Origin of the sequence: Arthrobacter sp. E44, from assembly GCF_041877125.1 — a bacterium.
Classification (GTDB): domain Bacteria; phylum Actinomycetota; class Actinomycetes; order Actinomycetales; family Micrococcaceae; genus Arthrobacter.
The window spans coordinates 89,132-111,811 of the sequence record NZ_JBHDJA010000003.1 but is presented as its reverse complement, the minus strand read 5'-3'; the positions used below and the strand labels follow the sequence as shown (position 1 = coordinate 111,811).

16 protein-coding genes, 2 tRNA genes and 1 pseudogene are annotated in these 22,680 nt (G+C 66.7%); 9 read left to right on the top strand and 10 right to left on the bottom strand.

Translation table 11 applies throughout. The features are described from left to right. Positions 1–92: 92 nt before the first annotated feature. The 4 genes and pseudogenes from ACETK3_RS04305 to ACETK3_RS04290 form a co-directional block, all read right to left on the bottom strand. Entirely contained in the window at positions 93–1,298 is a 1,206-nt protein-coding gene (locus ACETK3_RS04305) for an acyl-CoA dehydrogenase family protein (protein ID WP_237428678.1), read from the bottom strand. Positions 1,299–1,308: 10 nt separating this feature from the next. After that, positions 1,309–2,804: pseudogene (locus ACETK3_RS04300) on the bottom strand (APC family permease). Then, positions 2,801–4,012 (bottom strand): glutathionylspermidine synthase family protein, encoded by a 1,212-nt coding sequence (locus ACETK3_RS04295; protein WP_237428677.1) that lies wholly within the window; start codon positions 4,010–4,012, stop codon positions 2,801–2,803. The pseudogene ACETK3_RS04300 and the gene ACETK3_RS04295 overlap by 4 nt, the downstream one beginning before the upstream one ends. Before the next feature lie 3 nt (positions 4,013–4,015). Next, positions 4,016–4,636, bottom strand: a complete 621-nt coding sequence (locus tag ACETK3_RS04290; RefSeq protein ID WP_373992572.1) for a Tat pathway signal protein — start codon at positions 4,634–4,636, stop codon at positions 4,016–4,018. 177 nt (positions 4,637–4,813) lie between these two features. Here ACETK3_RS04290 and ACETK3_RS04285 point away from each other — a divergent pair, with 177 nt between their 5' ends. The 6 genes from ACETK3_RS04285 to ACETK3_RS04260 all read left to right on the top strand — a co-directional run bounded on the left by ACETK3_RS04285 (position 4,814) and on the right by ACETK3_RS04260 (position 9,820). Further along, complete coding sequence (locus ACETK3_RS04285) at positions 4,814–5,467, top strand: MOSC domain-containing protein (protein ID WP_236820206.1); 654 nt, start codon at positions 4,814–4,816, stop codon at positions 5,465–5,467. Between the two features lie 406 nt (positions 5,468–5,873). Continuing rightward, entirely contained in the window at positions 5,874–7,898 is a 2,025-nt protein-coding gene (locus tag ACETK3_RS04280) for a DEAD/DEAH box helicase (RefSeq protein WP_236820205.1), read from the top strand. A gap of 243 nt (positions 7,899–8,141) precedes the next feature. Then, positions 8,142–8,213 (top strand) — tRNA-Thr (locus tag ACETK3_RS04275). A gap of 60 nt (positions 8,214–8,273) precedes the next feature. Continuing rightward, positions 8,274–8,347 (top strand) — tRNA-Met (locus ACETK3_RS04270). Positions 8,348–8,439: 92 nt separating this feature from the next. Continuing rightward, the gene (yidC, locus tag ACETK3_RS04265) at positions 8,440–9,243 is read left to right on the top strand and encodes a membrane protein insertase YidC (protein WP_236799165.1); all 804 of its coding nucleotides are present in this window, start codon (positions 8,440–8,442) and stop codon (positions 9,241–9,243) included. A gap of 22 nt (positions 9,244–9,265) precedes the next feature. Then, the gene (locus tag ACETK3_RS04260) at positions 9,266–9,820 is read left to right on the top strand and encodes a dihydrofolate reductase family protein (RefSeq protein WP_236820204.1); all 555 of its coding nucleotides are present in this window, start codon (positions 9,266–9,268) and stop codon (positions 9,818–9,820) included. Between the two features lies 1 nt (position 9,821). Here ACETK3_RS04260 and ACETK3_RS04255 read toward each other — a convergent pair whose 3' ends face one another. Genes ACETK3_RS04255 through ACETK3_RS04235 form a run of 5 tightly spaced genes read right to left on the bottom strand, consistent with a single transcriptional unit; the run spans position 9,822 to position 17,903 of the window. Next, positions 9,822–11,042, bottom strand: a complete 1,221-nt coding sequence (locus tag ACETK3_RS04255; RefSeq protein WP_236799163.1) for a nitrate/nitrite transporter — start codon at positions 11,040–11,042, stop codon at positions 9,822–9,824. Positions 11,043–11,081: 39 nt separating this feature from the next. Next, positions 11,082–11,879 (bottom strand): respiratory nitrate reductase subunit gamma, encoded by a 798-nt coding sequence (gene narI, locus ACETK3_RS04250; RefSeq protein ID WP_373992571.1) that lies wholly within the window; start codon positions 11,877–11,879, stop codon positions 11,082–11,084. Positions 11,880–11,881: 2 nt separating this feature from the next. Then, positions 11,882–12,502 carry a nitrate reductase molybdenum cofactor assembly chaperone gene (gene narJ, locus ACETK3_RS04245; protein WP_236799161.1) on the bottom strand — a complete coding sequence of 207 codons (621 nt, stop codon included), beginning with the start codon at positions 12,500–12,502 and terminating at the stop codon, positions 11,882–11,884. Further along, entirely contained in the window at positions 12,499–14,193 is a 1,695-nt protein-coding gene (gene narH / locus ACETK3_RS04240; RefSeq protein ID WP_236820203.1) for a nitrate reductase subunit beta, read from the bottom strand. Before narH ends, narJ begins: the two co-directional genes overlap by 4 nt. Beyond that, entirely contained in the window at positions 14,193–17,903 is a 3,711-nt protein-coding gene (locus ACETK3_RS04235; RefSeq protein WP_237428672.1) for a nitrate reductase subunit alpha, read from the bottom strand. The genes narH and ACETK3_RS04235 overlap by 1 nt, the downstream gene beginning before the upstream one ends. A 104-nt stretch (positions 17,904–18,007) precedes the next feature. On the opposite strand from ACETK3_RS04235, the gene ACETK3_RS04230 reads away from it, so the two are divergent. Continuing rightward, positions 18,008–18,664, top strand: a complete 657-nt coding sequence (locus ACETK3_RS04230; RefSeq protein WP_236820202.1) for an NAD(P)H-binding protein — start codon at positions 18,008–18,010, stop codon at positions 18,662–18,664. Positions 18,665–18,668: 4 nt separating this feature from the next. Here the strand turns inward: ACETK3_RS04230 and ACETK3_RS04225 are convergent, their stop codons facing one another. Further along, on the bottom strand, positions 18,669–19,868 hold the full coding sequence (locus tag ACETK3_RS04225; RefSeq protein WP_373992570.1) for an ROK family protein: 1,200 nt from the start codon (positions 19,866–19,868) through the stop codon (positions 18,669–18,671). Between the two features lie 96 nt (positions 19,869–19,964). Here ACETK3_RS04225 and ACETK3_RS04220 point away from each other — a divergent pair, with 96 nt between their 5' ends. Together ACETK3_RS04220 and ACETK3_RS04215 are read left to right on the top strand one after the other, a co-directional pair. Further along, a complete protein-coding gene (locus ACETK3_RS04220) occupies positions 19,965–21,680 on the top strand; it encodes a glycoside hydrolase family 13 protein (RefSeq protein ID WP_306968896.1) in 1,716 nt (571 codons plus the stop codon). Next, entirely contained in the window at positions 21,680–22,621 is a 942-nt protein-coding gene (locus tag ACETK3_RS04215; RefSeq protein ID WP_237428668.1) for an aldo/keto reductase family oxidoreductase, read from the top strand. Before ACETK3_RS04220 ends, ACETK3_RS04215 begins: the two co-directional genes overlap by 1 nt. Positions 22,622–22,680: the final 59 nt, after the last annotated feature.

The following is a 22,680-nucleotide window of genomic DNA, read 5'->3' as shown; positions in this document are numbered from 1 at the left end:
TCGGCCCACGTCCCGGGTCCCCAACTAGCTCGCAGTTGTTGTCGTTATGCGTCGCCAAAACGGCAACAACTGCGAGTCAGTTGGGGGAGGGGTTAGTGGAAGGCGCCCAGGCCGGTGATGTGCCGGCCCAGGATCAGGGTGTGCACCTCGTCGGTGCCCTCATAGGTCCGTACTGATTCGAGGTTGGCGGCATGCCGCAGGGGTGAGTAGTCGGTGGTGATGCCGTTGCCGCCCAGGATGGACCGCGCCTCCCGTGCCACGGCAATGGCCTCGCGCACGTTGTTGAGCTTGCCCAGCGAGATCTGCTCGGGCCTGATGGTACCCGCGTCCTTGAGGCGTCCCAGGTGCAGGGCCAGCAGCGTGCCCTTCTGGATTTCCACCAGCATGTTCACCAGCTTCTCCTGCGTAAGCTGGTAGCCGGCCAGCGGCTTGCCGAACTGGAGCCGGTCCTGCGAGTAGGCCAAGGCCGCCTCATAGGAATCGCGGGCCGCGCCCATGGCGCCCCACGCAATGCCGTACCGGGCCTCATTCAGGCAGGTGAACGGGCCGCGCAGTCCCCGCGCTCCCGGCAGCAGGGCCTCGGGACCCAGCCGGACGTCGTTGAACACCACGTCGCACTGGATGGAGGCGCGCATGGACAGCTTCTGCGTGATGGCCCTGGCGGTCACGCCGGGGGTTCCGGCCGGCACCAGGAAACCGTGCACGCCGTCGTCCGTCATGGCCCAGACCACCATGACGCCCGCAACTGACGCCAGCCCGATCCAGCGCTTGGTCCCGTTCAGGACCCAACCGGCGTCGTCTCCGGTGCCGTCGCGCTGCGCAACTGTGGCCATGGACGCCGGGTCCGAACCCGCCGTGGGCTCGGTCAGGGCAAAACACCCAATGACCTCGCCGGCTGCCATCCGGGGCAGCCACTCCTGCTTCTGTTCTTCCGAGCCCCACGTGTGGATGGCTGTCATGGCCAGCGAACCCTGGACGGACACGAACGTGCGGATCCCGGAATCGCCGGCTTCCAGCTCCATCGCGGCAAGGCCATATTCGACGGCGGAGCGGCCGGGGCAGCCGTAGCCTTCCAGGTGCATCCCCAGCACGCCCAACTCACCCAGTTCCGTAGCCAGCTCCAGGGGGAAGACGGCGTCCTCATACCAGCGGGCTATCTCCGGCTTGATGCGCTGGCTGGTGAAATCCCGGACCTTTTGCCGGAGTTCCAGTTCCTCCGCTGACAGCAGTGAATCGAGGTTCAGGACGTCTGACAGGCCGGCCGCCGCGGCTTCAGCAGTCAATTCTTCGCCCGTCATTCGGTCACCGTCATTTCTCAACCAGGAAGTAGCCGCGGGTGGCGGGCAGGAACCGGCAGGCGGCGGCCAGCACCACGCCCAGCGCCAGCAGCACCACTCCGCTCACAAACGCGCCGCCGACGCCGAAGATCTGCGTATCGCCGTACGCCGGGTCCCACATCTGCACTGCCGAGATGAAGAACGCGGCGGTCAGCAGCAGCGCGCCCACCAGGGGGAGGATGCCGCGGAACCAGAGGTTGCGGGCCGATTCCCGCAGGGTTCCGCGGAAGTACCAGAAGCAGGCGAAGCCGGTAAGGGCGTAGTAGAAGGCGATGAACAGGCTGATGGCGCTGATGGAGTCCGCCAGCAGGTTTTCGCTCAGGAAGCTCATGGCCACGTAGTAGGCTGCCGCAGCACCGCCCATCACCTGGGTGGAGAACCCGGGGGTCTGGTTGCGCGGGTGCACCTCTGCGAACTTGGCCGGAAGGGCTCCGTGGACGCCCATGGACAGGGTGCCGCGGGCGGTGGGCAGGATGGTGGTCTGGGTGGAGGACAGCACCGAGGCCAGGACCGCGACGACGATCAGCCAGCCCCACGGCCCCAGCACCACGTCCTTCATGGCCAGGAACACGTCGTCCTTGTTCGCCTCGTTGCCCAGCCCGATGCCCTCGGAGCCCACCGTGGCGTACATCATCACCAGGAGCGCCACGGAAACGTAGATGGCCACCAGCACGAAGGCCGAGATCACGGCGCCGCGGCCGGGGGTCTTGGAGGGGTCCTCGGTTTCCTCGTTCACGGCCAGGCAGGTATCCCAGCCCCAATAGATGAACAGGGCCAACAGCGCCCCGTGCACCACGGCGCCGGGGTCGGTGAAGGCGCCCACGGGGTTGAACCACTCAAAGTCGAAGGCCTGGCCTTCTGGGGCACCCCCAACGATCCGCACCACAATGGCCAGCGCGAAAATGCCCAGGGCAATGTACTGGACGTAGGTCAGGACGCGCTGCACATGCTCGCCCAGCCGGATCCCGCGGTAGTTCACCACGGTCATCAGCACGATGAACAGAGCAACCCCGTCCCGGTGACCAGAACCTTGTTCTGCGCCAAGGACCCGTCGCCCACCAGCAGCCACAGGTATTGCCCGGCCACCTGGGCCAGGTTGGCCAGGACCACGATCCCGGCGAGCGCGACACCCCAGCCGCCCAGCCAGCCGGCCCAGGGGCCGAAGGCCTGGCGGGACCAGGTGAACGTGGTGCCGCAGTCCGGGATGGCGCTGTTGAGCTCGCGGAAGGCGTAGGCGATGAACAGGACCGGGACGAAGCCCAGCAGGAGGATCAGGGGAGTGTAGTTGCCGTTGACCGCAACGATCAGGCCCAGGGTGGCGGCCAGTGAGTACACCGGCGCGGTGGAGGCCAGTCCCAGCATCACCGAGTCGCCCAAGTCCAGGATCCCGGCCCGCAGCCCCTTGGCCGGCACCGGGGTGCCCGGTCCGCCTCCGGAGGCGCCCGTCGTCGTCATGTCCGTACTCATAGGGTGATACCTGCCTTGGTGGAGTCGGCCACCGCTGAAAGCGGCGCCGGTGCATCAATCGTGTTGGGGACGAAGCGGCAGAAGTAGTCCGTGACCGGTCCGTCGGATTCGCGGATGCCGCAGCCCACGGACTCGCCGTCCACCACCCAGAGCCCCAGGACGGGACGGTTGCCGTCGAAATCCGGCAGCGGGTGGTATTGCTGGTAGCACCAACCCTCGCGGCCGTACCCGCCGGGCTGCTCCAGGTTGATGCCGTCCGCGTGGATGCGGATGTTGTCGCCTTCGCGGCCGTGCAGCGGCTTGGCCACCCATTCCTTCAGCGGTCCCGGATCGGTGAGGTACGCCGGCAGCAGGTTGGGGTGGTTGGGGTAAAGGTGCCACAGCGCGGCCAGCAGGGCCTTGTTGGAGAGCAGCATCTTCCAGGCAGGTTCCACCCAGCGCGGGTTGTGGGCACGCTCCAGCAGCCGCGGGCCGAACTCCTCCTTCATCATCAGCTCCCAGGGATAGAGCTTAAAGATGGTGCTGATCAGGAAGTTGTCCAGGTCCACGAAGCGGTTCAGGTTGGGGTCCCACCCGATATCGGACATATTGATGCCGATGGTGGTCCAGCCGGCCTGGCTGGCAACATCGCGCATGTACGCGGCAGTCATCCAGTCCTCGCCGGACTCCTTAACTTCCGAATGGGCAACGTGCAAAGTGCTCATTCCCGTGCGGTACTGGAATTTCTTCCACTGCCGGATCAGGGCCTCGTGGATACCGTTCCACTGGTCCTTCTCCGGGTGGACGTCCTGCAGCCAGAACCACTGGGCCACAGCGGCTTCGATCAGCCCGGTGGGGGTGTCGGCGTTGTATTCGAGCATCTTTGCCGGCCCGCCCTGGCCGTCATAGATGAAGTCGAACCTGCCGTAGACGTCCACGTCGCCCGCCTGCAGGGATTCCGCCGCCAGTTCCAGGGCCTGCGGACCGATGCCGATGCTGCCCATGGCGCCGGTGGCCAGGAACTTGGCGGCCTCCAGGCACATCCGGTGCATGTCTTCGGCCACCACTTCGAGGGCCTCCACCTCGTCCATGGTGAATTCGTAGTACGCCGATTCGTTCCAGTACTCAATGCGGCGCCCGTCATCCGTGGTGGTGGTGGAGAAGACCAGGCCCTGTTCTTCGATCTTTTGCTTCCAGCCCGGCCGGGGCTCAGACAACATTCTCTTCATCCGTCAGCCCCCCGAAACCTTGCCGCCGCCGCTCGAACCGCTCTTGGCGCTTGACCCGAAACCGCCGCGGCTGACCGTGCCGCCCTTGCTGCTGTAGCCCGTGGAGGCCTTGGCCCCGCTGGGAACGGTCCGCGTGTAGTTGGGCGCTGTGGACCGGTTCTGGCCGATGGCCGGAACGCTGGCTCCGCGCGAGTAGAAGTACCAGGCGTAGATGCCGCCGCCGCGGCCTGCTGAGCTGTCGCAGCTCCTGTCCTCCACGCGCTCGCCGGTCTCATCGTTGAAGCACACCTGGGCGTACTCGGGATCGTCCTCGTTGCTGGCCACCACGGCCGTGATGGTGCCGGCCAGGAGGGCGGTGACGCCGAGGCCCACCACCACTGCGCGGCGCTGGGAGCGCTTCTTCCGCGCCGCAGCATTGTCGAGCTGCTTTTCCCGCTCGCGCGCAAACGGGTCCACGGGGGTGACGGGTTCGTTGAGGAGATCAGGACGCAGCTCAGGCTTGGGCACCTGCCACGGCGGCGGCTTGGCGGCGCTGCCCGCGCCGCTGGTTCCCGGGATGTTGTTAGCCCCGCTCGGCGGCCCTTCCTCCGGGTCCCCTTGCGGGATCTTCTGGTTCGAGTCCACGGCGTCCCCCTCAGTTATCCGCACGATTTGGGCGCAGCACTGCCCCCAATGCAAGTCTCGACTCAGCGTAGTCCCTGCCGGTGCCGCCTGCGAGTAGGAACGCAGTGCGGCAGCAGGGGAGAACTGCCCATGGCCGGCAGGCGGGGGTGGATCCCAAGGGGACCCTAGACTGATGCCATGGAATCAGGTTCTGTCCTTGCTGTCTGCCGCGTCCACCAGCTCCTGGGAGACCAGGGCAGCGTGGGCGTCACCGCCATCGACAAGCGCCCGGCCGATGGGCCCGTCAAGGTCCACAAGCTGGGCCTCCGCGGGGACATCCAGGCCAACAGGGCACACCATGGCGGGGAGGACCAGGCCGTCTACGCCTACTCCCAGGCCGACGCCGATTACTGGGCCGGCGCACTGGGCCGTGAGCTGCCGCCGGGCGTCTTCGGTGAGAACCTGCGGGTATCCGGCATCGAAGCCACGCACGCGGTGATCGGGGAGCGCTGGAAGGTGGGGTCCGGCGTCGAACTTGAAGTCACCTCCCCACGCACCCCCTGTGCAACGTTCCAGCGCCGGATGAAGGAGCCGCAGTGGGTGAAGCGGTTCACCGACGAGGGGAGGGTGGGGACATACCTGCGCGTCATCCGCACCGGCAGCATCCGGGCCGGCGACACCATCGAGCGGACCTTCGTCCCGCGCCACGGCATCACCATCGGCAGGTGGTTCAGTGAACCGGACGCGGAGGTCATTGCGGCCCTGCGCGGTGCAGAGGCCGACGGCGAGATCCGGCTCCAGGACGAGTACCACGTCAGGTTTGAGGTACTGCTGCGGCGGCTGGCGCGGTAGCCCGTCTTGCCCGAGTGCCGCCCACGGCGTGCTGTGTGCGCAAGCTCACCGCCGCCGTCGCCCGCTCGATTAGCGCCGCGGCGCCTGCGTGCCCTACACTTGAAACATCCCCCACTCCGGAAATCCCTTATTCCTGCCCAATTTTTGAGGCAGGACTGGCAAGTGTTGGGGCCCGCACAAGCGATGCGGGCATTTTCATAGGGAGAGCCGGCTAAAGAGAAACGCTGTACAGACTGCTGGGATAGCAGCCAAGAGATGCAGCGCGAAGTCCTGCCATGGGATTGCGAAAGCGCCGGACTTCTGTGACCGGCCGGTCAACGTTTGCCCGGCACCATCGGCACGTGTACTGCGGCTCCGCTCACCTTGGGTAGTGCCGCCTGGCCCCCTATGGATGAGGAATATCCCTATGCCCGAAAACCAGAACGAAACCACCGCTGAAGCAGCAACTGCCAGCATCGAATTCACCGAGCCCGCTGCCCCCGCAGCTGAGGTTCCTGCCGCTGAGGCCGTCGCGGCCCCTGCCGAAGCCCCCGCCGCCAAGGCGCCGGAATCCGACGAGGAAGAAGGCGTCAAGTTCGCCGACCTCGGCATCGACGCCCGCGTCCTTGCCGCCCTCCAGGATGTCGGGTACGAGAAGCCGTCCCCCATCCAGGCAGCCACCATCCCGCTGCTGCTCGAAGGCCGCGACGTGGTGGGCCTGGCACAGACCGGTACCGGCAAGACTGCAGCATTCGCAGTGCCGGCACTGTCCCGCCTGGCCGAACTCCACGACCTCAACGGCCCGTCCCGCAAGACCCAGGCCCTGGTCCTGGCCCCCACCCGCGAGCTGGCACTCCAGGTTGCCGAGGCGTTCACCTCCTACGCCAAGCACATCGATGACTTCACCGTGCTGCCCGTCTACGGCGGCTCCGCCTACGGTCCCCAGCTGGCCGGCCTGCGCCGCGGCGCCCAGGTGGTTGTGGGTACCCCCGGCCGCGTGATTGACCACATCTCCAAGGGTTCCCTGGACCTGTCCGAGCTGCAGTACCTGGTACTGGACGAGGCTGACGAGATGCTGCGCATGGGCTTCGCCGAAGACGTGGAGCAGATCTTCCAGCAGACGCCGTCGGACCGCCAGGTGGCACTGTTCTCCGCCACCATGCCCAGCCAGATCCGGCGCATGTCCAAGCAGTACCTGAATGATCCGGCCGAGATCTCCGTCAAGTCCAAGACCACCACCGGTGCCAACACCCGCCAGCGCTACCTGCAGGTCATGGGCCCGCACAAGCTGGACGCGATGACCCGCATCCTTGAGGTGGAAGAGTTCGACGGCGTCATCGCCTTCGTCCGCACCAAGATGGCCACCGAGGACCTGGCTGACAAGCTGAAGTCGCGCGGCTTCCAGGCTGCCGCCATCAACGGCGACATCCCCCAGCAGCAGCGTGAGCGCACCGTCGACGCGCTGAAGGAAGGCCGCATCGATATCCTCGTTGCTACCGACGTCGCTGCCCGCGGCCTGGACGTGGAGCGCATCAGCCACGTCATCAACTACGACATCCCGCACGACACCGAGTCCTACGTGCACCGCATTGGCCGCACCGGCCGTGCAGGCCGTTCCGGTGACGCCATCCTGTTCATGACGCCGCGGGAGAAGTACCTGCTGCGCTCCATTGAAAAGGCCACCCGCCAGCCGGTGGAGCAGATGCACCTGCCCACAGCGGAAACCGTGAACACGCTGCGCCTGGGCAAGTTCGCCGAGCGCATCACCGAGACCCTCGCCTCCGAGGACGTCTCCGCGTTCCGTGACCTCATCGCCTCCTACGAGGAAGAGCACAAGGTGCCGGCAGCAGAAATCGCTGCGGCACTGGCCGTCATGGCCCAGGGCGGCCAGCCGCTCCTGGTCAAGGAACTGCCCGCTGCTCCTGAATTCCAGAAGCGCGAGCGGTCCAAGGACGGCTTCGGCTCCCGTGGGCCGACCCGTGCACTGACCGAGGGCAACGCCACCTACCGTATCGCGGTGGGCCGGCGTCAGCGGGTCATGCCCGGCTCGATCGTGGGCGCCATCGCCAACGAGGGTGGCATCTCCTCCGCCCAGATCGGCGGCATCGACATCCGCTCCGACCACTCCCTGGTGGAGCTGCCCGCGGACCTCAGCCCTGAGCAGCTGCGCGCACTGTCCCGCACCCGGATCGGCGGCGAGCTGATCCACCTGGAGCTGGACAACGGCCGCAAGCCGTCCGGTGACCGCGGCGCCTACCAGGGCAACCGCGGTGGCGACCGTGGAGGCAACTTCAAGGGCAATGGCGGGTTCAAGAAGGAATTCCGGAAGAACGACGGCGAGCGCACCTCCGCTGACCGCGGCGGACGTTCGTACAGCGAGCGTTCCGAGCGTTCCTTCGGTGACCGCAAGCCGCGGACCGAGGGCGGCTTCAAGCCCCGCAACAAGTGGTAACCACGTTTAGCTAAGCAACACCCGGACGGGCCGGCTCATCGCGAGCCGGCCCGTCCTTTTTGTTCAGACTCTTTGCGCTAAGTAGTCTTCGTCACATCCGGGTCCGGAGGGGTCCCGCCGCCGTCGCTGCGGAGGCCTCGGGTACCGCTACATCCCTGATCTGGCGGGGATTTTGGGGGTCCGGGTTCGCCGGCCGCGCCGATTTGTTGGTGCGGAAATCTTCCGGTAGAGTATTTACTCGTTGCCCCCCTAGCTCAGTGGTAGAGCGCGTTCTTGGTAAGAACGAGGTCACCGGATCGATTCCGGTGGGGGGCTCTGAATGAGGGCCTGCGTCAAGGCGGTTTGACCGGCTTGACGCAGGTTTTTCTCATTCGTGGCGGTGTAGCTCAGTTGGTTAGAGCGCACGACTCATAATCGTGAGGTCGGGAGATCGAGCCTCCCCACCGCTACAGGCTAAGCCCCCGGGATCGCATGATCCCGGGGGCTTTCTTGTTTCCCTGATTCCCAGTAGCTTTGCAGCAGGCTGCGGATGGGGGATTCGGTGGACTTTTTCACGGCAGTGATGGATCCGTTCCGGTGGCTGGTGTCTGCCATCCTGGTGGCTTTCCATGACGGACTGGCTGCGGCAGGCATGCCGGCATCCGGTGGCTGGACGTGGACGCTGGCCATCATCGGGCTGGTCCTGGTCATCCGCGCCGCGCTGATCCCGGTGTTCCTGGCACAGGTCCGTGCCCAGCGCAGGATGCGGCTCCTGCAGCCGGAGCTGAAGGAGCTCCAAGACCGGTACAAGGGCCGGACGGACCAGGCGTCCCGGCAGGCCATGGCCCAGGAGCAGATGGCGCTGTACAAGAAACACGGCACCAACCCGTTCTCCGCCTGCCTGCCGCTGCTGATCCAGGCGCCGTTCTTCCTTGCCCTGTTCCAGGTGCTGTCCGGGATCTCCAACGCGTCGCGGCAGGGCGAAGGCATTGGGGCGCTAAGCCATGACCAGGTGCTCCAGTTCGAATCCGCCAGTATCTTTGGTGTGCCGCTGTCCGCCTCTTTGCTGCACGGCAGCGGCGGCGGTGGCCCCGCCGCCGTGGCCGTGCTCGCCGTCGCCATGATCCTGGTGATGATTGCCTGCCAGTTCCTCACCCAGAAACTCGTGGCTTCCCGGAGCTTTGCCGGGCAGGACAGCGACAACCCCCTGATGCGCCAGCAGAAGGTCCTCCTCTACGTCCTGCCGCTGGTCTTCGGCCTGGGCGGAATCTTCTTCCCCATCGGCGTCCTGGTCTATTGGACGGTCTCCAACCTCTGGACCCTGGGGCAACAGTTCCTGGTGTCCCGGGAGCCTATCCAGAACTGATGTCCAGCGGCAGAATGTCCCCATGGCGCAGCTGATCTACTCCGCAATCATGTCCCTGGACGGCTACACGGCAGACCCAAACGGGAACTTCGCCTGGTCGGCGCCGGACGAGGAAATCCACGCCTTCATCAATGACCTGGAGCGGGATGTGGGCACCTATCTTCTGGGCCGCCGGATGTATGAGGTGATGTCGGTCTGGGAAACCATGGGCACGCAGGATGACCCGGAGGTGATCCAGGACTACGCCCGCTTGTGGGCGGCAGCGGACAAGGTGGTGTATTCGACGTCGCTGGACACCGTCTCCACGCCAATGACCCGGCTGGAGCGGCAGTTCGTCCCGGACGCCGTGCAGGAGCTGAAGTCCACCAGCGCCAGGAACATCAGCATTGGCGGCCCCACCCTTGCCGCGCATGCCCTCAACGCGGGACTGGTGGATGAGTGCCAGTTGTTCATCAACCCTGTAACTGTGGGCGGCGGCCTGCGCTTTCTGCCCGACGGCTTGGACCTGAAGCTGGAACTGCTGGAAGAGCGCCGGTTCAGCAACGGTGTGGTGTACCTGCGTTACCGGACAGTGTGAATCACCGGGCCCGCTGAACCGCCGCGGCGCTGGCCCTGGGCTGGACTGCGAAGAGGGTGAACACCAAAGCCACCAGGGCTGTGACCACCAGCAGGAGCAGCCCTATCGAGTAGCTGCGCGTAGCGGCGTCGTACGTTGCCCCCATGACGAGTGGGGGAAAGTAGCCGCCCAGGCCACCCGCCGCGCTCACGATGCCACTGATGCTGCCTACCTTCCCTGCCGGTGAGAGGACGCCCACCCAGGCGAACACGCCGCCCGTCCCCAGCCCCAGCGCCGCAGCCATGGCAACGAACGTGGCACCTGCCGGGACCTCGCCGTCGGGCCGCATGTTCACCACCCAGCCCAGGACGGCCACGGCTCCAAGGGCCACCAGGACCACGGGCTTGGGGCCCAGCTTGTCCGCGAGGACGCCACCGACCGGACGGGCCAGGACGGCGGCGAGGGCAAATCCGGCGGTCCGGGCACCCGCACCGGCGGGGTCGAAGCTGTAGACATCGCGCAGGTAGGTGGGCAGGTAGGTGGCGAAGGATACAAAGCCGCCAAAGACCACGGCGTACAGGAAGCACATCTTCCAGGTGACTGAAATCCTGGCAGCATCCAGCAGCTTGGGCAGCACCGGTGCGTGGTTCGGAGCCCATTCGGGGGATTCCTTCATGAGGAACCAGACCAGCGCGGCCATGACGGCCAGGACACCGGCGATCAGCAGGTGCGTGGGAAAGTAGCCGATTCCCGCCACCAGCCGCGGATTCAGGAAGGCCGCCAGCGCCGTCCCGCCCATGCCCGCACCAAAGATGCCGGTGGCGAAGCCGCGGCGGGCGGGCTCATACCAGGAACTGACGAACGGAATTCCGACCGCGAACACCGTCCCGGCCACGCCCAGCAGCAGGCCGGCGCCCAGCACCAGCGCGAAGGAACTGAGAAGGCCGCCAATGGACACCAGGAGGATGGGAGGGATGGCGGCCAGCAGCACAAAGCTGAACATGGCCCTGCCACCGTATTTGTCCGTCAGGGTGCCCACCACGATCCGTCCCAGCGAACCGACGAACACCGGCATGGCCACCAGGATCCCCGTGGCGGCCGGTGCCAGGGCCAGGTTCTGGGTGTAGAAGGCACCCAGGGTGGCCACGGAGTTCCACGCCCAGAAACCTGCCACGGACGCCGCCGTCGCGAGCGCAAGGTTCAGCGCCCTTCCGCTAACTGGCGTTGGGGTTGTTCCGGCCACTGCTAGCTCCTCAGGAGATTGTCCAAGACGCACCGCCGGTCAGCGGTTGCGGGTATCCCTGTCCGGCGTGCCAACGGCGGACCAGCCCCGGCCCTTCGTTTCCCTGTCCCGCGAGCGGTAGACGATGTACGGGCGGAAAAGGTAGTGCAGGGGTGCCGTGAATGCGTGCACCAGGCGCGTGGACGGCCAGATGACGAACAGCGCCATGCCCACCAAGGTGTGCAGGTGGAAGGTTAACGGCGCAGCGGCCATCGCCGCGATGTCCGGCTGGAAGATGAACAGCGACCGGAACCACGGCGCCACCGTTTCCCGGTAGTTGTGCCCGTGTTCTCCCTCGAACACACTGGCCAGGGTGGTCCACAGGCCAAAGACGATGGCCGCGGTCAGCACCACGTACATGGTCTTGTCGTTCCTGGTGGTCGCCATGAAGACCGGGCCGGTGGTGCGCCGCCGGTAGATCAGCAGCGCGATCCCGCCCAGCGTTCCCACCCCGGCGATGCCGCCCACCAGCAGGGCGTTGAAGTGGTAGAACTCCTGGCTCATGCCCGCCGCCGCCGTCCAGGCCATCGGGATCACCAGGCCGAAGAAGTGCCCGGCGATGACCGCAAGCAGCCCGAAGTGGAAAAGCGGGGAGGCGATCCTCAGGAGCCGGGATTCGTAAAGCTGGGAGGACCGGGTGGTCCAGCCGAACTGGTCGTACCGGTAGCGCCACACCAGCCCGCCCACCAGCACCACCACCATGACATAGGGCAGGACGCCCCACAGGACGGTATCCCAGGCGTTGAGTACGACGGCGGGTCCCGGCTCCGCCACGGTGGACGCCTTGAGTGCGGGCATGGTCAGGCCCTCCTGACCGGCAAAAGCCGCGGGTCGTAGGGATCCAGTCCCACGCTTTCGGAGGGTGGACCGTATCCGGCCATGCGCATCACTTCCTTCTCGTCCTGGGGTGACTTCCCGGGCAAGGTGGCGCAGATGGCCGCCAGCATCGTGGCATGCGGCAGGTTGTCCCGAAGCAGCCCCAGCCGAAGCATCTCCAAGCTGGCCCGGTAACGCTTCAGCAGGGTGCGTCCGGCCGCGGAATCCACCCGGGCAGCGAATTCCAGCACCATGGGCAGGTAGTCGGGAAGTTCCCCGTCCAGGTCCACCAGGGCGCCGCTGTGCCGGTAGGCCTCCTTGAAGAAGCCCAGCACCTCACCGCGGCGCCGGGTGTCGCCATCGGTCCAGTAGCTCAAATGCAGCGCGTGCCGCCGGCCGAGATCGAACTCGCGGACATATTGGGCCTGCAGTTCCATGGGCGGGGTGGCCTCGAGAAGGTCCAGTACCGGCGCAAATGCCGGCAAAGCCCCGGGAAACTCGGACAGCGCTGCCCGGACCAGGGGAACCCGCTGCACCAGGTCCTCATCGGGATAGGACAGGCACCAGGCCGCTGCCAGGTACACCACCTGGTCGTGGCGGTTCACGGCTGGTCCTCCGCAGCGTCGAGGGTATCCGCTTCGTGCCCCTTGTCCGGGAACAGGCCGGGCGGCGCCCCGCGGCCGTCCCAGTTCAGCAGGTTCACCCTGCCCTTCAGGCCCGTCCCCGCGGAGACCTCGTCACTTGTCTGCCGGTCGCGCAGGGCGTGGAAGGTGTCCACGGCCACCGGGACGGGCCTGCCGCTCGCCTCCCCGAAGGGTGCCGAATCCTGCATGCCAGGGCCGCCGTCGAAATCCAGCGAGCAGCCCATCTCCTCCAGGTCGTGGGCCTGCTCCACGTGCGCCTTGGGAATGACGTACCGTTCGTCGTATTTGGCAATGGCCATCAGCCGGTACATCTCGTACATGGTCTGGCCGTCCATGCCCACGGCCTCGGGGATCGAGTCGTCCGGGTCGTTGCCGAGGCTGATGCCGCGCATGTAGGAACGCATGGCGGCCAGCTTCTTCAGTACGGCCGTGACCCGGTCCGCATCGCCTGCGGTGAACAGTTCCGCGAGATACTCCACCGGGATGCGCAGCGCATCAATGGCGCCAAAGAGATTGCCGTGGTCCTCGCCGTCGTGCCCCTGGTCCCGCAGCAGGTCCACAACGGGTGAGAGCGGCGGCACGTACCAGACCATCGGCATGGTGCGGTACTCGGGGTGCAGCGGGAGTGCCACTTTGTAGACCTTGGCCAGGGCGTAGACCGGCGAGCGCCGCGCGGCGTCAATCCAGTCCTCGGGGATCCCCTGGGCGCGGGCCTCGGCCTGGACGGCGGGGTCGTTCGGGTCCAGCAGCACGTCCATCTGGGCATCGTAGAGTTCCTTGGGGTCGGTGACCGCGGCCGCCGCGGTGACGGCGTCGGCGTCGTACAGGAACAACCCCAGGTACCGCAGCCGGCCCACGCAGGTCTCCGAACAGACCGTCGGCAGCCCCACCTCCACCCTTGGATAGCAGAAGGTGCACTTCTCGGCCTTGCCCGTCTTGTGGTTGAAGTAGATCTTCTTGTACGGGCAGCCGGTGACGCACTGCCGCCAGCCACGGCACTTGTCCTGGTCCACCAGCACAATCCCGTCCTCCACCCGCTTGTAGATCGCGCCGGAGGGGCAGGACGCCATGCAGGACGGGTTCAGGCAGTGCTCGCAGATCCGCGGCAGGTAGAACATGAACGTCTGCTCGTAGGCGAACTTGATCTTGTCCTCGGACTCGCGCCGCACCTTCTCCACGATCGGGTCCAGGTGGCCGTTTTCGGCGGAGCCGCCCAGGTCGTCGTCCCAGTTCGCGGACCACGTGATTTTCGTGTCTTTGCCGGTGATCAGGGACTTGGGCCGGGCCACCGGGAAGTCGTCACCCAGCGGCGCGTCCACGAGGGTCTTGTAGTCGTAGGTCCACGGCTCGTAGTAGTCCTTGAGCTCGGGCTGGACGGGGCTGGCGAAGATCCCCAGGAGCTTCTTCACCCGGCCCCCGGCTTTCAGCACCAGCTTGCCGCGCTTGTTCAGCACCCAGCCGCCGTGCCACCTCTCCTGGTCCTCATAGCGGCGCGGATACCCCTGCCCGGGCCGGGTTTCCACGTTGTTGAACCAGACGTACTCGGTGCCCGCACGGTTGGTCCAGGCCTGCTTGCAGGTCACGGAACAGGTGTGGCAGCCGATGCATTTGTCCAGGTTCATCACCATGCCCATTTGAGCCATGACACGCATCAGTACTGCACCTCCTGGGAACGACGGCGGACGGTGGCAACCATGTCGCGCTGGTTCCCGGTGGGGCCGAGGTAGTTGAACGCGTAGGCCAGCTGGGCGTAGCCGCCGATCAGGTGCGAAGGCTTGACCAGCAGCCGGGTCACCGAGTTGTGGATGCCGCCGCGCCGTCCCGTGGCTTCGGACTTCGGTACGTCGATGGTGCGTTCCTGTGCGTGGTGGACGTAGACCACGCCGGCCGGCATCCGGTGGCTGACGATCGCCCGGGCCACCAGGACCCCGTTGATGTTCAGGCACTCCACCCAGTCGTTGTCCTTGACCTGGATCGCCTCGGCGTCGGCGGGGCTCATCCAGACAGTGGGGCCGCCGCGGGAGAGCGAGAGCATGAGCAGGTTGTCCTGGTATTCGGAGTGGATGGACCACTTGGAATGCGGCGTCAGGTACCGGACCACCACTTCCAGCTCCCCATTCCGGCCCAGTTTGGGTTCGCCGAAGAGCCGGTGCATGTCCAGCGGCGGCCGGTAGATGGGCAGCCCCTCGCCGATGTCCGTGATCCAGTCGTGGTCCAGGAAGAAATGCATCCGCCCCGTCAGGGTATGGAAGGGCTTGAGCCGTTCGATGTTGATGGTGAACGGGGCGTAGCGCCGGCCGCCCGTTTCGGAGCCTGACCATTCCGGCGACGTGATCACGGGGACCGGTCCGGCCTGGGTCTGGGCGAAGGTGATGAACTTTTCCTCGGAGCCCTCGGACAGGTCCGCCAGCTTCCTTCCGGTGCGGACTTCGAGGTCTTTGAAGCCCTGCACGGACAGCGCACCGTTGGTGGTGCCGGAGAAGGCCAGGATGGCCTCGGCCATTTTCGCGTCGGTGTCGATCGCCGGCCGCCCGTCCGCTGCGCCGCCGAGCATCACGCCGTTGGAACGGCTGAGCCGCTCCAACGGGCCGGCGAGTTTGTACGTGACGTTCTTGACGGTGAAACCGAGCTTGTCGGCCAGGGGCCCGACGGCGGCGAGCTTGTCCGCGATGGCCGTGTAGTCCCGCTCCACCACCGAAAAGGCGGGCATGTTCTGGCCCGGTACGGCGGGAATGTCCGTGTCACGCCAGTCCCGCACGATCCCCCCGGGTTGAGCCAGCTGGCCGGGAGTGTCGTGCATCAGCGGCACGCTGACCAGGTCTTTCCGGACGCCCAGGTGGGCCTTGGCGAGCCGGGAGAATTCCCTGGCCAGCAGGTGGAAGGTGTCAAAGTCGGTCTTGGTTTCCCAGGGCGGGTCGATCGCAGGGCTGAACGCATGCACGAACGGGTGCATGTCCGTGGAGGAAAGGTCATGCTTTTCGTACCAGGTGGCGGCGGGGAACACGACGTCGGACAGCAGCGTGGTGGAGGTCATCCGGAAGTCGGCGGAGACCAACAGATCCAGCTTTCCCTCCGGTGCCGTCCCATGCCAGGCCACCTCCCGGGGCTTGAGCTCCTCCGCGCTGTCCGGGCCCAGGACGTTGTTGTGGGTTCCCAGCAGGTTCCGGAGGAAGTACTCGTTGCCCTTGGCGGATGAGCCGAAGAGATTGGACCGCCACAGCACCAGGGTGCGCGGCCAGTTCCGCGGCGCGTCCACATCCTCGATGGCCGGGTTGAGGGAGCGGTTCTTGAGGGAATCGGCAATGTAGGACGGCGCATCAGCTGCGGTGCCCGCGGCGACGGCGGCCTCCGCCTCATCCGCCACGTCCAGCGGGCTACGGTCGAACTGGGGGTAGAAGGGCATCCAGCCAAGCCGGGCGGACTGGGCGATGGCATCCGCCGTATGCATGCCGTCCAGCTTTCCCGTGGACAGCGGGGACTTCAGGGCATCGGCCGAGTAGCCGTCCTGCCGCCACTGGTCGGTGTGCATGTACCAGTAGCCGGTGCCGATCATGGTCCGCGGCGGCCGGGACCAGTCCAGCGCGTTGGCCAGGGATACCCAGCCAGTGACGGGGCGGGTCTTTTCCTGGCCCACATAGTGCGCCCAGCCGCCGCCGTTGCGCCCCATGCAGCCGGTAAGCATCACCAGTGCCAGCACGGCGCGATAGGTCGTGTCGCCGTGGAACCACTGGCAGATGCCCGCGCCCATAATGATCATGGACCGGCCCTGCGACTGCTCGGCATTGCGGGCGAACTCACGCGCTACCCTGATGCAGGCCTGCGCCGGAACGCTGGTGATCTCCTCCTGCCACGCAGGCGTGTAAGGGGTGGCGGCGTCGTCGTATCCCTCGGCCCACGTGCCGGGAAGGCCCTGACGGCCCACGCCGTACTGGGCCAGCATGAGGTCGAACACCGTGGTGACCAGATGGCCGTCGACCTCCAGGACCGGGACACCCCGGCGCAGGATGCTGCCCCCGCCGCCTGCATCCTCGAAACAGGGGAGCAGGATTTCGGCGCTCTGCGTGGACACTTCCTTGAGGGAAAGGGCGGGCTCGATCCCTTCGAGGTCCAGGTTCCACTTGCCCTCCCCGCTAGGCGAATAGCGGAACCCCATGGACCCGTTGGGAACGGCGGCCCGGGCCGCCGCCTTGTCGTACAGGACAGTGCGGAACGCTGCATCCTCGGCCAGCGACTCACTGGGGACGTCCAGGGCGGTGAGGAATTTCGACGGCGTGAGGGCGCCGTCGTCGTTCTTCTCCAGCCTGACCAGGAAGGGAAGGTCGGTGTACTGCTTCACGTAGTCGGCGAAGAACGGCACCTGCCGGTCGACGAAGAATTCCTTCAGCATCACGTGGCCCATGGCCATCGCCAGTGCTGCGTCCGTCCCCGCCTGGGCGGGAAGCCATTCGTCGGCGAACTTGGTGTTGTCCGCATAGTCCGGACTGACCGTGACCACCTTGGTGCCGCGGTACCGGACCTCGGTCATCCAGTGCGCATCCGGCGTGCGCGTCACCGGAACGTTGGAGCCCCACATCATCAGGTAGCGGGCGTCCCACCAGTCCCCGGACTCGGGAACGTCGGTCTGGTCCCCGAACACCTGGGGGCTCGCGACGGGAAGATCGGCGTACCAGTCGTAGAAGGAGGTCATCACCCCGCCGATGAGCTGGATGAAGCGGGTGCCCACGGCGTGGGAGACCATGGACATGGCCGGGATGGGCGAAAAGCCGGCGCACCGGTCCGGCCCATAGGCCTTGATGGTGTTCACGTGGGCGGCGGCGGCGATCTCGATGGCCTCCTGCCAGGACACGCGTACCAGGCCACCCTTGCCGCGGGCCTGCTGGTAGCGGCGCCGCCGCTCCGGGTCGGCGGCTACTTCGGCGAACGCCAGCACGGGGTCGCCCAGCCGGGACTTGGCTTCCCGGTACATTTCCACCAGGACGCCCCGGGCGTAGGGGAAACGGACCCGGGTGGGGGAGTAGGTGTACCAGGAAAAGGCTGCCCCGCGCGGGCAGCCCCGTGGCTCATACTCCGGGCTGTCGGCCCCTACGGAGGGGTAGTCTGTCTGCTGCGACTCCCATGTGATGATGCCGTCCTTGACGTACACCTTCCAGGAGCACGAACCCGTGCAGTTCACCCCATGCGTGGAGCGCACCACCTTGTCGTGGCTCCAGCGGTCGCGGTAGAAGATGTCGCCCTTGCGGCCGCCCTCGCGGAACACCGCCCTGCCGTCATCCGTCTGCTCCCACCTCGTGAAGAAACGGCCCAGCTTCAACATCGCTTCTGATGCGGGTCCATCTAACCCCGCATGGGGTCCGGCAGCCATGCCCCCAAGCTAGGTGGCTTCCGGAAACCGTGGACAGGGCACAAAGCCCCTGTTCAGCACCACGTCGCTTCTGTATGCCGGTGCCTTGCGGGCAGAATGGGTGCATGACACGCATCGCCATCATTGGCGGCCACGGGAAAGTGGCCCTCCTCCTGTCCGAACTGCTCACCGGCGAGGGCCACTCCGTGACCTCGTTCATCCGAAACCCGGACCATGCCGACGACGTCACAGCCACCGGCGCCACGCCGTCGGTCCTGGACGTGGAGAATTCCACGACGGCGGCCATCGCCGACGCGCTCGCCGGGCACGACGCCGTGGTCTGGTCCGCGGGTGCCGGCGGCGGCAGCCCGGAGCGGACCTACGCGGTGGATCGGGATGCGGCCATCCGCTCCATGGACGCCGCCGCCCAGGCCGGGGTGGACCGGTATGTCATGGTGTCCTACTTCGGCGCCGGCAGGGACCACGGGGTGCCGGAGGACAGCAGCTTCTTTGCGTATGCCGAAGCGAAAGCGGCTGCTGACGAGTACCTCCGCGGCACCAAGCTGGCCTGGACCATTCTTGGCCCCGGCGCACTGACGGACAACCCCGGAACGGGACGGATCGACGTCGACCCCTCGCCGGAAGGGGAACGGGAAACTTCCCGGGCAAACGTGGCGATCGTGGCGGCGGCAGTGCTGGACCTGCCGCAGACCGCCGGCCGCACCATCGAGTTCCGCGACGGCACCCTGCCGGTGGCCGCGGCCCTGGAACCGCGCCCCTAGCCTCCTAAGGCGTCCGAAGCTCCAGGTCCAGCGAGTTCCTTTCCACGTAGTCCAGGGCGCAGCGCACGGCGCCTACCGTCACGATGGAATCACCCAGCGGGGACACCGCCACCCGTGCAGGGGTGGCGGTGAACTCGTGCAGGCGCTCGCTGATGGGCGCCAGGAGGACGTCCGCCGAATCCGCCACGCCCCCGCCAATCACCACCAGTTCGGGGTTAAGCATGGTGGCCACAGTGCCCACCACCCGTGCCATCCTGTCCGCCAGCCGGTCCAGGATGCCCAGGGCCACGGAGTCCCCTTGGGATGCTGCGGCGAAGACCTGCTCGGCCTCCACGCGCGCCGGCCGGAGGTCGCGGAGGGCGGTGGGCGTGTCCGTGGCCAGTGCCTCGGCTGCCCAGGTCCTGGCCAGATGGGCGATGCCGTAGGTGTCACCCACGCCTTCCACCAGGTTCAGGTAGGCAAGTTCGCCGGCACTGCCGCGGCTTCCGTGCACCAGCCGGCCGCCTTCCAGGATGCCGGATCCCAGCCGTTCGCTGGCCAGGATCACCACCACGTCGTCGACGCCGGCAGCCGCCCCCTGCCAGCGGTCGCCAAGGGTGGCAAGGTTGGCGTCGTTTTCCAGCAGCACCGTCCACCCGCGGGTCTCCTTGAGGGCCGGCCGCAGCCCGAGGTCGAACAGTCCCCAGAACTTTTGCGTGGCAACCACGTCCCCGTGCCGGTCCACCGGTGCTGCCACCCCGGCGCACACGGCCAGCACCTGTTCAGGCCCGGTTCCCGCGGACTGCAGCGCCGCCATGGCCACGCCGTCAATGAAGGCGATGCGTTCCTTCGAGCCGACGTCACCAGCTTGGAAGGGGCGGCTGGAGCGGCCAAGGGTCATGCCCCGGAGATCGGAAACCACCACGGTGACCTTGGAGTAGCCGATGTCCATGCCCAGGACCACGCCCGCCCGCCCGTCGAGTTCGAACCGGCGGGCGGGACGGCCCTTCTGGTACCCCCCGAACTCGCGCTGGTTCTCCAGCTCCAGGATCCAGCCGCGCCGCACCAGGTCCTCGCAGACGGCAATGGTGGTGGCACGGGTGAGTCCTGTGGCGGCCATGACATCCGTGACCGTCACTGCCGCCGTCGTCCGCATGAATTCCAGGACCGCGCCGGCGCTGACGCGCCGCAGCAACTGGGGGGTCGCCGGAACTGGTTCGGGCATGCTGTTGACCTTCCTGTGCAAATCACCAGATAATACTTGAGGAAGTAAATTTAGGCTCAATATAAATATAACCGCACTGAAGAAGAGGGTTAGTCCTTGTCCACCACTGCCACCCTGGCAACCCTGTCCGACTCTGACCGTCTGGCCGACCCCAACTGGTGGCGCCAGGCCTCCGTCTACCAGATCTACCCCCGCAGCTTCGCCGACTCCAACGGAGACGGCATCGGCGACCTCAAGGGCATCACCGCCAAGGTCCCGTACCTGAAGTCGCTGGGAATCGACGCCGTCTGGCTGAGCCCGTTCTACCCGTCAGCGCTCGCCGACGGCGGCTATGACGTTGACGACTACCGTGACGTCGACCCCAAGCTGGGCACGCTGGCCGACTTCGACGAGATGGCGAAGGCACTGCACGACGCCGGCATCAAGCTCATCGCGGACATCGTCCCCAACCATTCGTCCAACCGGCATCAGTGGTTCCAGGAAGCACTGGCCTCGCCCAAGGGCTCCCCGGCCCGGGACCGCTACATCTTCCGTGACGGCAAGGGCCCCAACGGCGAGTTCCCGCCGTCGGACTGGGACTCCGTGTTCGGCGGACCGGCCTGGGAGCGCATCACCGAACCGGACGGCACCCCGGGCCAGTGGTACATGCACATCTTCGCGAAGGAACAGCCGGACCTGAACTGGTCCAACCGCGAGATTCGTGACGACTTCCTCAAGACCCTGCGTTTCTGGTCGGACCGGGGCGTGGACGGCTTCCGCGTTGACGTGGCACATGCCCTCACCAAGGACCTCACCGAGCCGCTGCTGTCCAAGCTGGAACTGAGCGCCGCCAACACCGGTGTGGACGGATTCGACGACGGCACGCACCCCTTCTGGGACCGCGACGAAGTGCACGAGATCTACGCCGAATGGCGCGAGGTGTTCAACGAATACAACCCGCCCCGCACCGCCGTTGCCGAAGCCTGGGTGCACGCCACCCGCCGCGCCCGCTACGCCAGCCCGCAGGGACTGGGCCAGGCCTTCAACTTCGACCTGCTGCAGGCCGACTTCGATGCCGCCGAATACAGGGAAATCATCACCCGCAACCTTGCCGAGGCCGCTGCCACCGGCGCCTCCTCCACGTGGGTGTTCTCCAACCACGACGTGGTGCGCCACGCCACCCGCTATGGCCTGCCCCAGGTGGCCAAGGAAAAGGCCGGCGCCAAGGGCCAGGACGGCAAGGACTGGCTCCTCGCCGGAGGCCCCAAAGACCAGCTGGACGTTGAGCTCGGCGAACGCCGCGCCCGCGCCGCCACCCTCCTGATGCTCGCCGTGCCCGGATCCGCCTACCTGTACCAGGGAGAGGAACTGGGCCTGCAGGAAGTTGCCGATATTCCCGAATCGGAGCGGCAGGACCCGTCCTTCTTCCGCAACAAGGGCGTGGAGATCGGCCGCGACGGCTGCCGCGTGCCGCTGCCCTGGAAGGTGGAAGGCACCTCCTTCGGCTTCGGCGACGGCGGCTCCCACCTGCCCCAGCCGGATTGGTTCAGCAAGTACGCCGTGGAGGCCCAGGACGGAACGGAAGGCTCCACCCTGGAGCTCTACCGCAAGGCCCTGAAGCTCCGCCGGGAGCTGCTGACGGACGAGGACCTCGAATGGGTTGAAAACGGCGGCCCGGACGTCCTGCACTTCAAGCGCCCCAACGGCTGGCAGTCGGTGACCAACTTCGGCACCACCGCCGTGGACCTTCCCGCCGGGACCGTCCTGGTCAGCAGCGCTCCGCTGGAGGACGGCAAGCTGCCGGCCAACACCACCGCCTGGCTGCGGGACTGATGCAGGAAGTCATTTACGGCTGCATGGGCCTGGGCGGCAGCTGGTCTGGGGAACCGCATGAAGCTCGCCATGTGGACCAGGCCGCCGCTGCCGTCCAGGCCGCCCTGGACGCAGGCATCACCCTGTTCGACCACGCTGATATCTACCGCAGCGGAAAGTCCGAGGCGGTGTTTGGTGAGGTTCTGGCCGGCACGCCGGGCCTGCGGGAGCGCATCCGGCTGCAGACCAAGTGCGGCATCCGGCTGAACGAACGCGGCCTGCAGACCCACTACGACCTGAGCCGGGACGCCATCCTGGAGCGGGTCAACGGCAGCCTTAAACGGCTCCGGACCGACTACGTGGATATCCTCCTGCTGCACCGCCCGGACCCCCTGGCGGACCCGGCGGAGGTGGCGTCCGCCGTCGGGCAGCTCATGGCTGAAGGCAAGGTCCGGCAATTGGGCGTGTCCAACATGTCCGCGGTGCAGATCGAGGTGCTGCAGGACCGGCTGGAGACGCCCGTGGTGGCCAACCAGCTGGAAATGAGCCTGCTCAAGCGGGCCTGGCTGGAAAGCCAGGTGCTGGTCAACCACCCGGAACACCTGGACTACAGCTTCCCGCACGGCACCGTGGAATACTGCACCCGCAACAACATCAGCCTGCAGGCCTATGGTGCGCTGGCCCGCGGCGCCTACACGGGAGCTGAGCCGGAGAACCCCGGCTCAGCCGAGGCGGCCACCGCGGAACTGGTGGCCCAGCTGGCGGGGGAGTACGGCGCCACCGGCGAGGCTATTCTCCTGGGGTGGCTGATGAAGCATCCCGCCGGAATCGCGCCGGTGATCGGCACGGTCAACCCCGACCGGATCCGGGCCTGCAGCGACGCAGCGAGGGTGGCCCAGGCCCTGACCCGGGCTGACTGGTACAAACTCTGGGTCACGGCCCGCGGGAGCAACATCCCCTGACCCTCCCAACTGACTGGCAGTAGTTGTCGTTTTGGAGCTCCAAAACGACAACTACTGCC

Excerpts from the sequence above, each read along its gene's own strand:
- ACETK3_RS04305 (WP_237428678.1), bottom strand. The coding sequence starts at position 1,298 with ATGACGGGCGAAGAATTGACTGCTGAAGCCGCGGCGGCCGGCCTGTCA.
- ACETK3_RS04295 (WP_237428677.1), bottom strand. The coding sequence starts at position 4,012 with ATGAAGAGAATGTTGTCTGAGCCCCGGCCGGGCTGGAAGCAAAAGATC.
- ACETK3_RS04285 (WP_236820206.1), top strand. The coding sequence starts at position 4,814 with ATGGAATCAGGTTCTGTCCTTGCTGTCTGCCGCGTCCACCAGCTCCTG.
- ACETK3_RS04280 (WP_236820205.1), top strand. The coding sequence starts at position 5,874 with ATGCCCGAAAACCAGAACGAAACCACCGCTGAAGCAGCAACTGCCAGC.
- ACETK3_RS04260 (WP_236820204.1), top strand. The coding sequence starts at position 9,266 with ATGGCGCAGCTGATCTACTCCGCAATCATGTCCCTGGACGGCTACACG.
- narI (WP_373992571.1), bottom strand. The coding sequence starts at position 11,879 with ATGCCCGCACTCAAGGCGTCCACCGTGGCGGAGCCGGGACCCGCCGTC.
- narH (WP_236820203.1), bottom strand. The coding sequence starts at position 14,193 with ATGCGTGTCATGGCTCAAATGGGCATGGTGATGAACCTGGACAAATGC.
- ACETK3_RS04235 (WP_237428672.1), bottom strand. The coding sequence starts at position 17,903 with ATGGCTGCCGGACCCCATGCGGGGTTAGATGGACCCGCATCAGAAGCG.
- ACETK3_RS04230 (WP_236820202.1), top strand. The coding sequence starts at position 18,008 with ATGACACGCATCGCCATCATTGGCGGCCACGGGAAAGTGGCCCTCCTC.
- ACETK3_RS04225 (WP_373992570.1), bottom strand. The coding sequence starts at position 19,868 with ATGCCCGAACCAGTTCCGGCGACCCCCCAGTTGCTGCGGCGCGTCAGC.
- ACETK3_RS04215 (WP_237428668.1), top strand. The coding sequence starts at position 21,680 with ATGCAGGAAGTCATTTACGGCTGCATGGGCCTGGGCGGCAGCTGGTCT.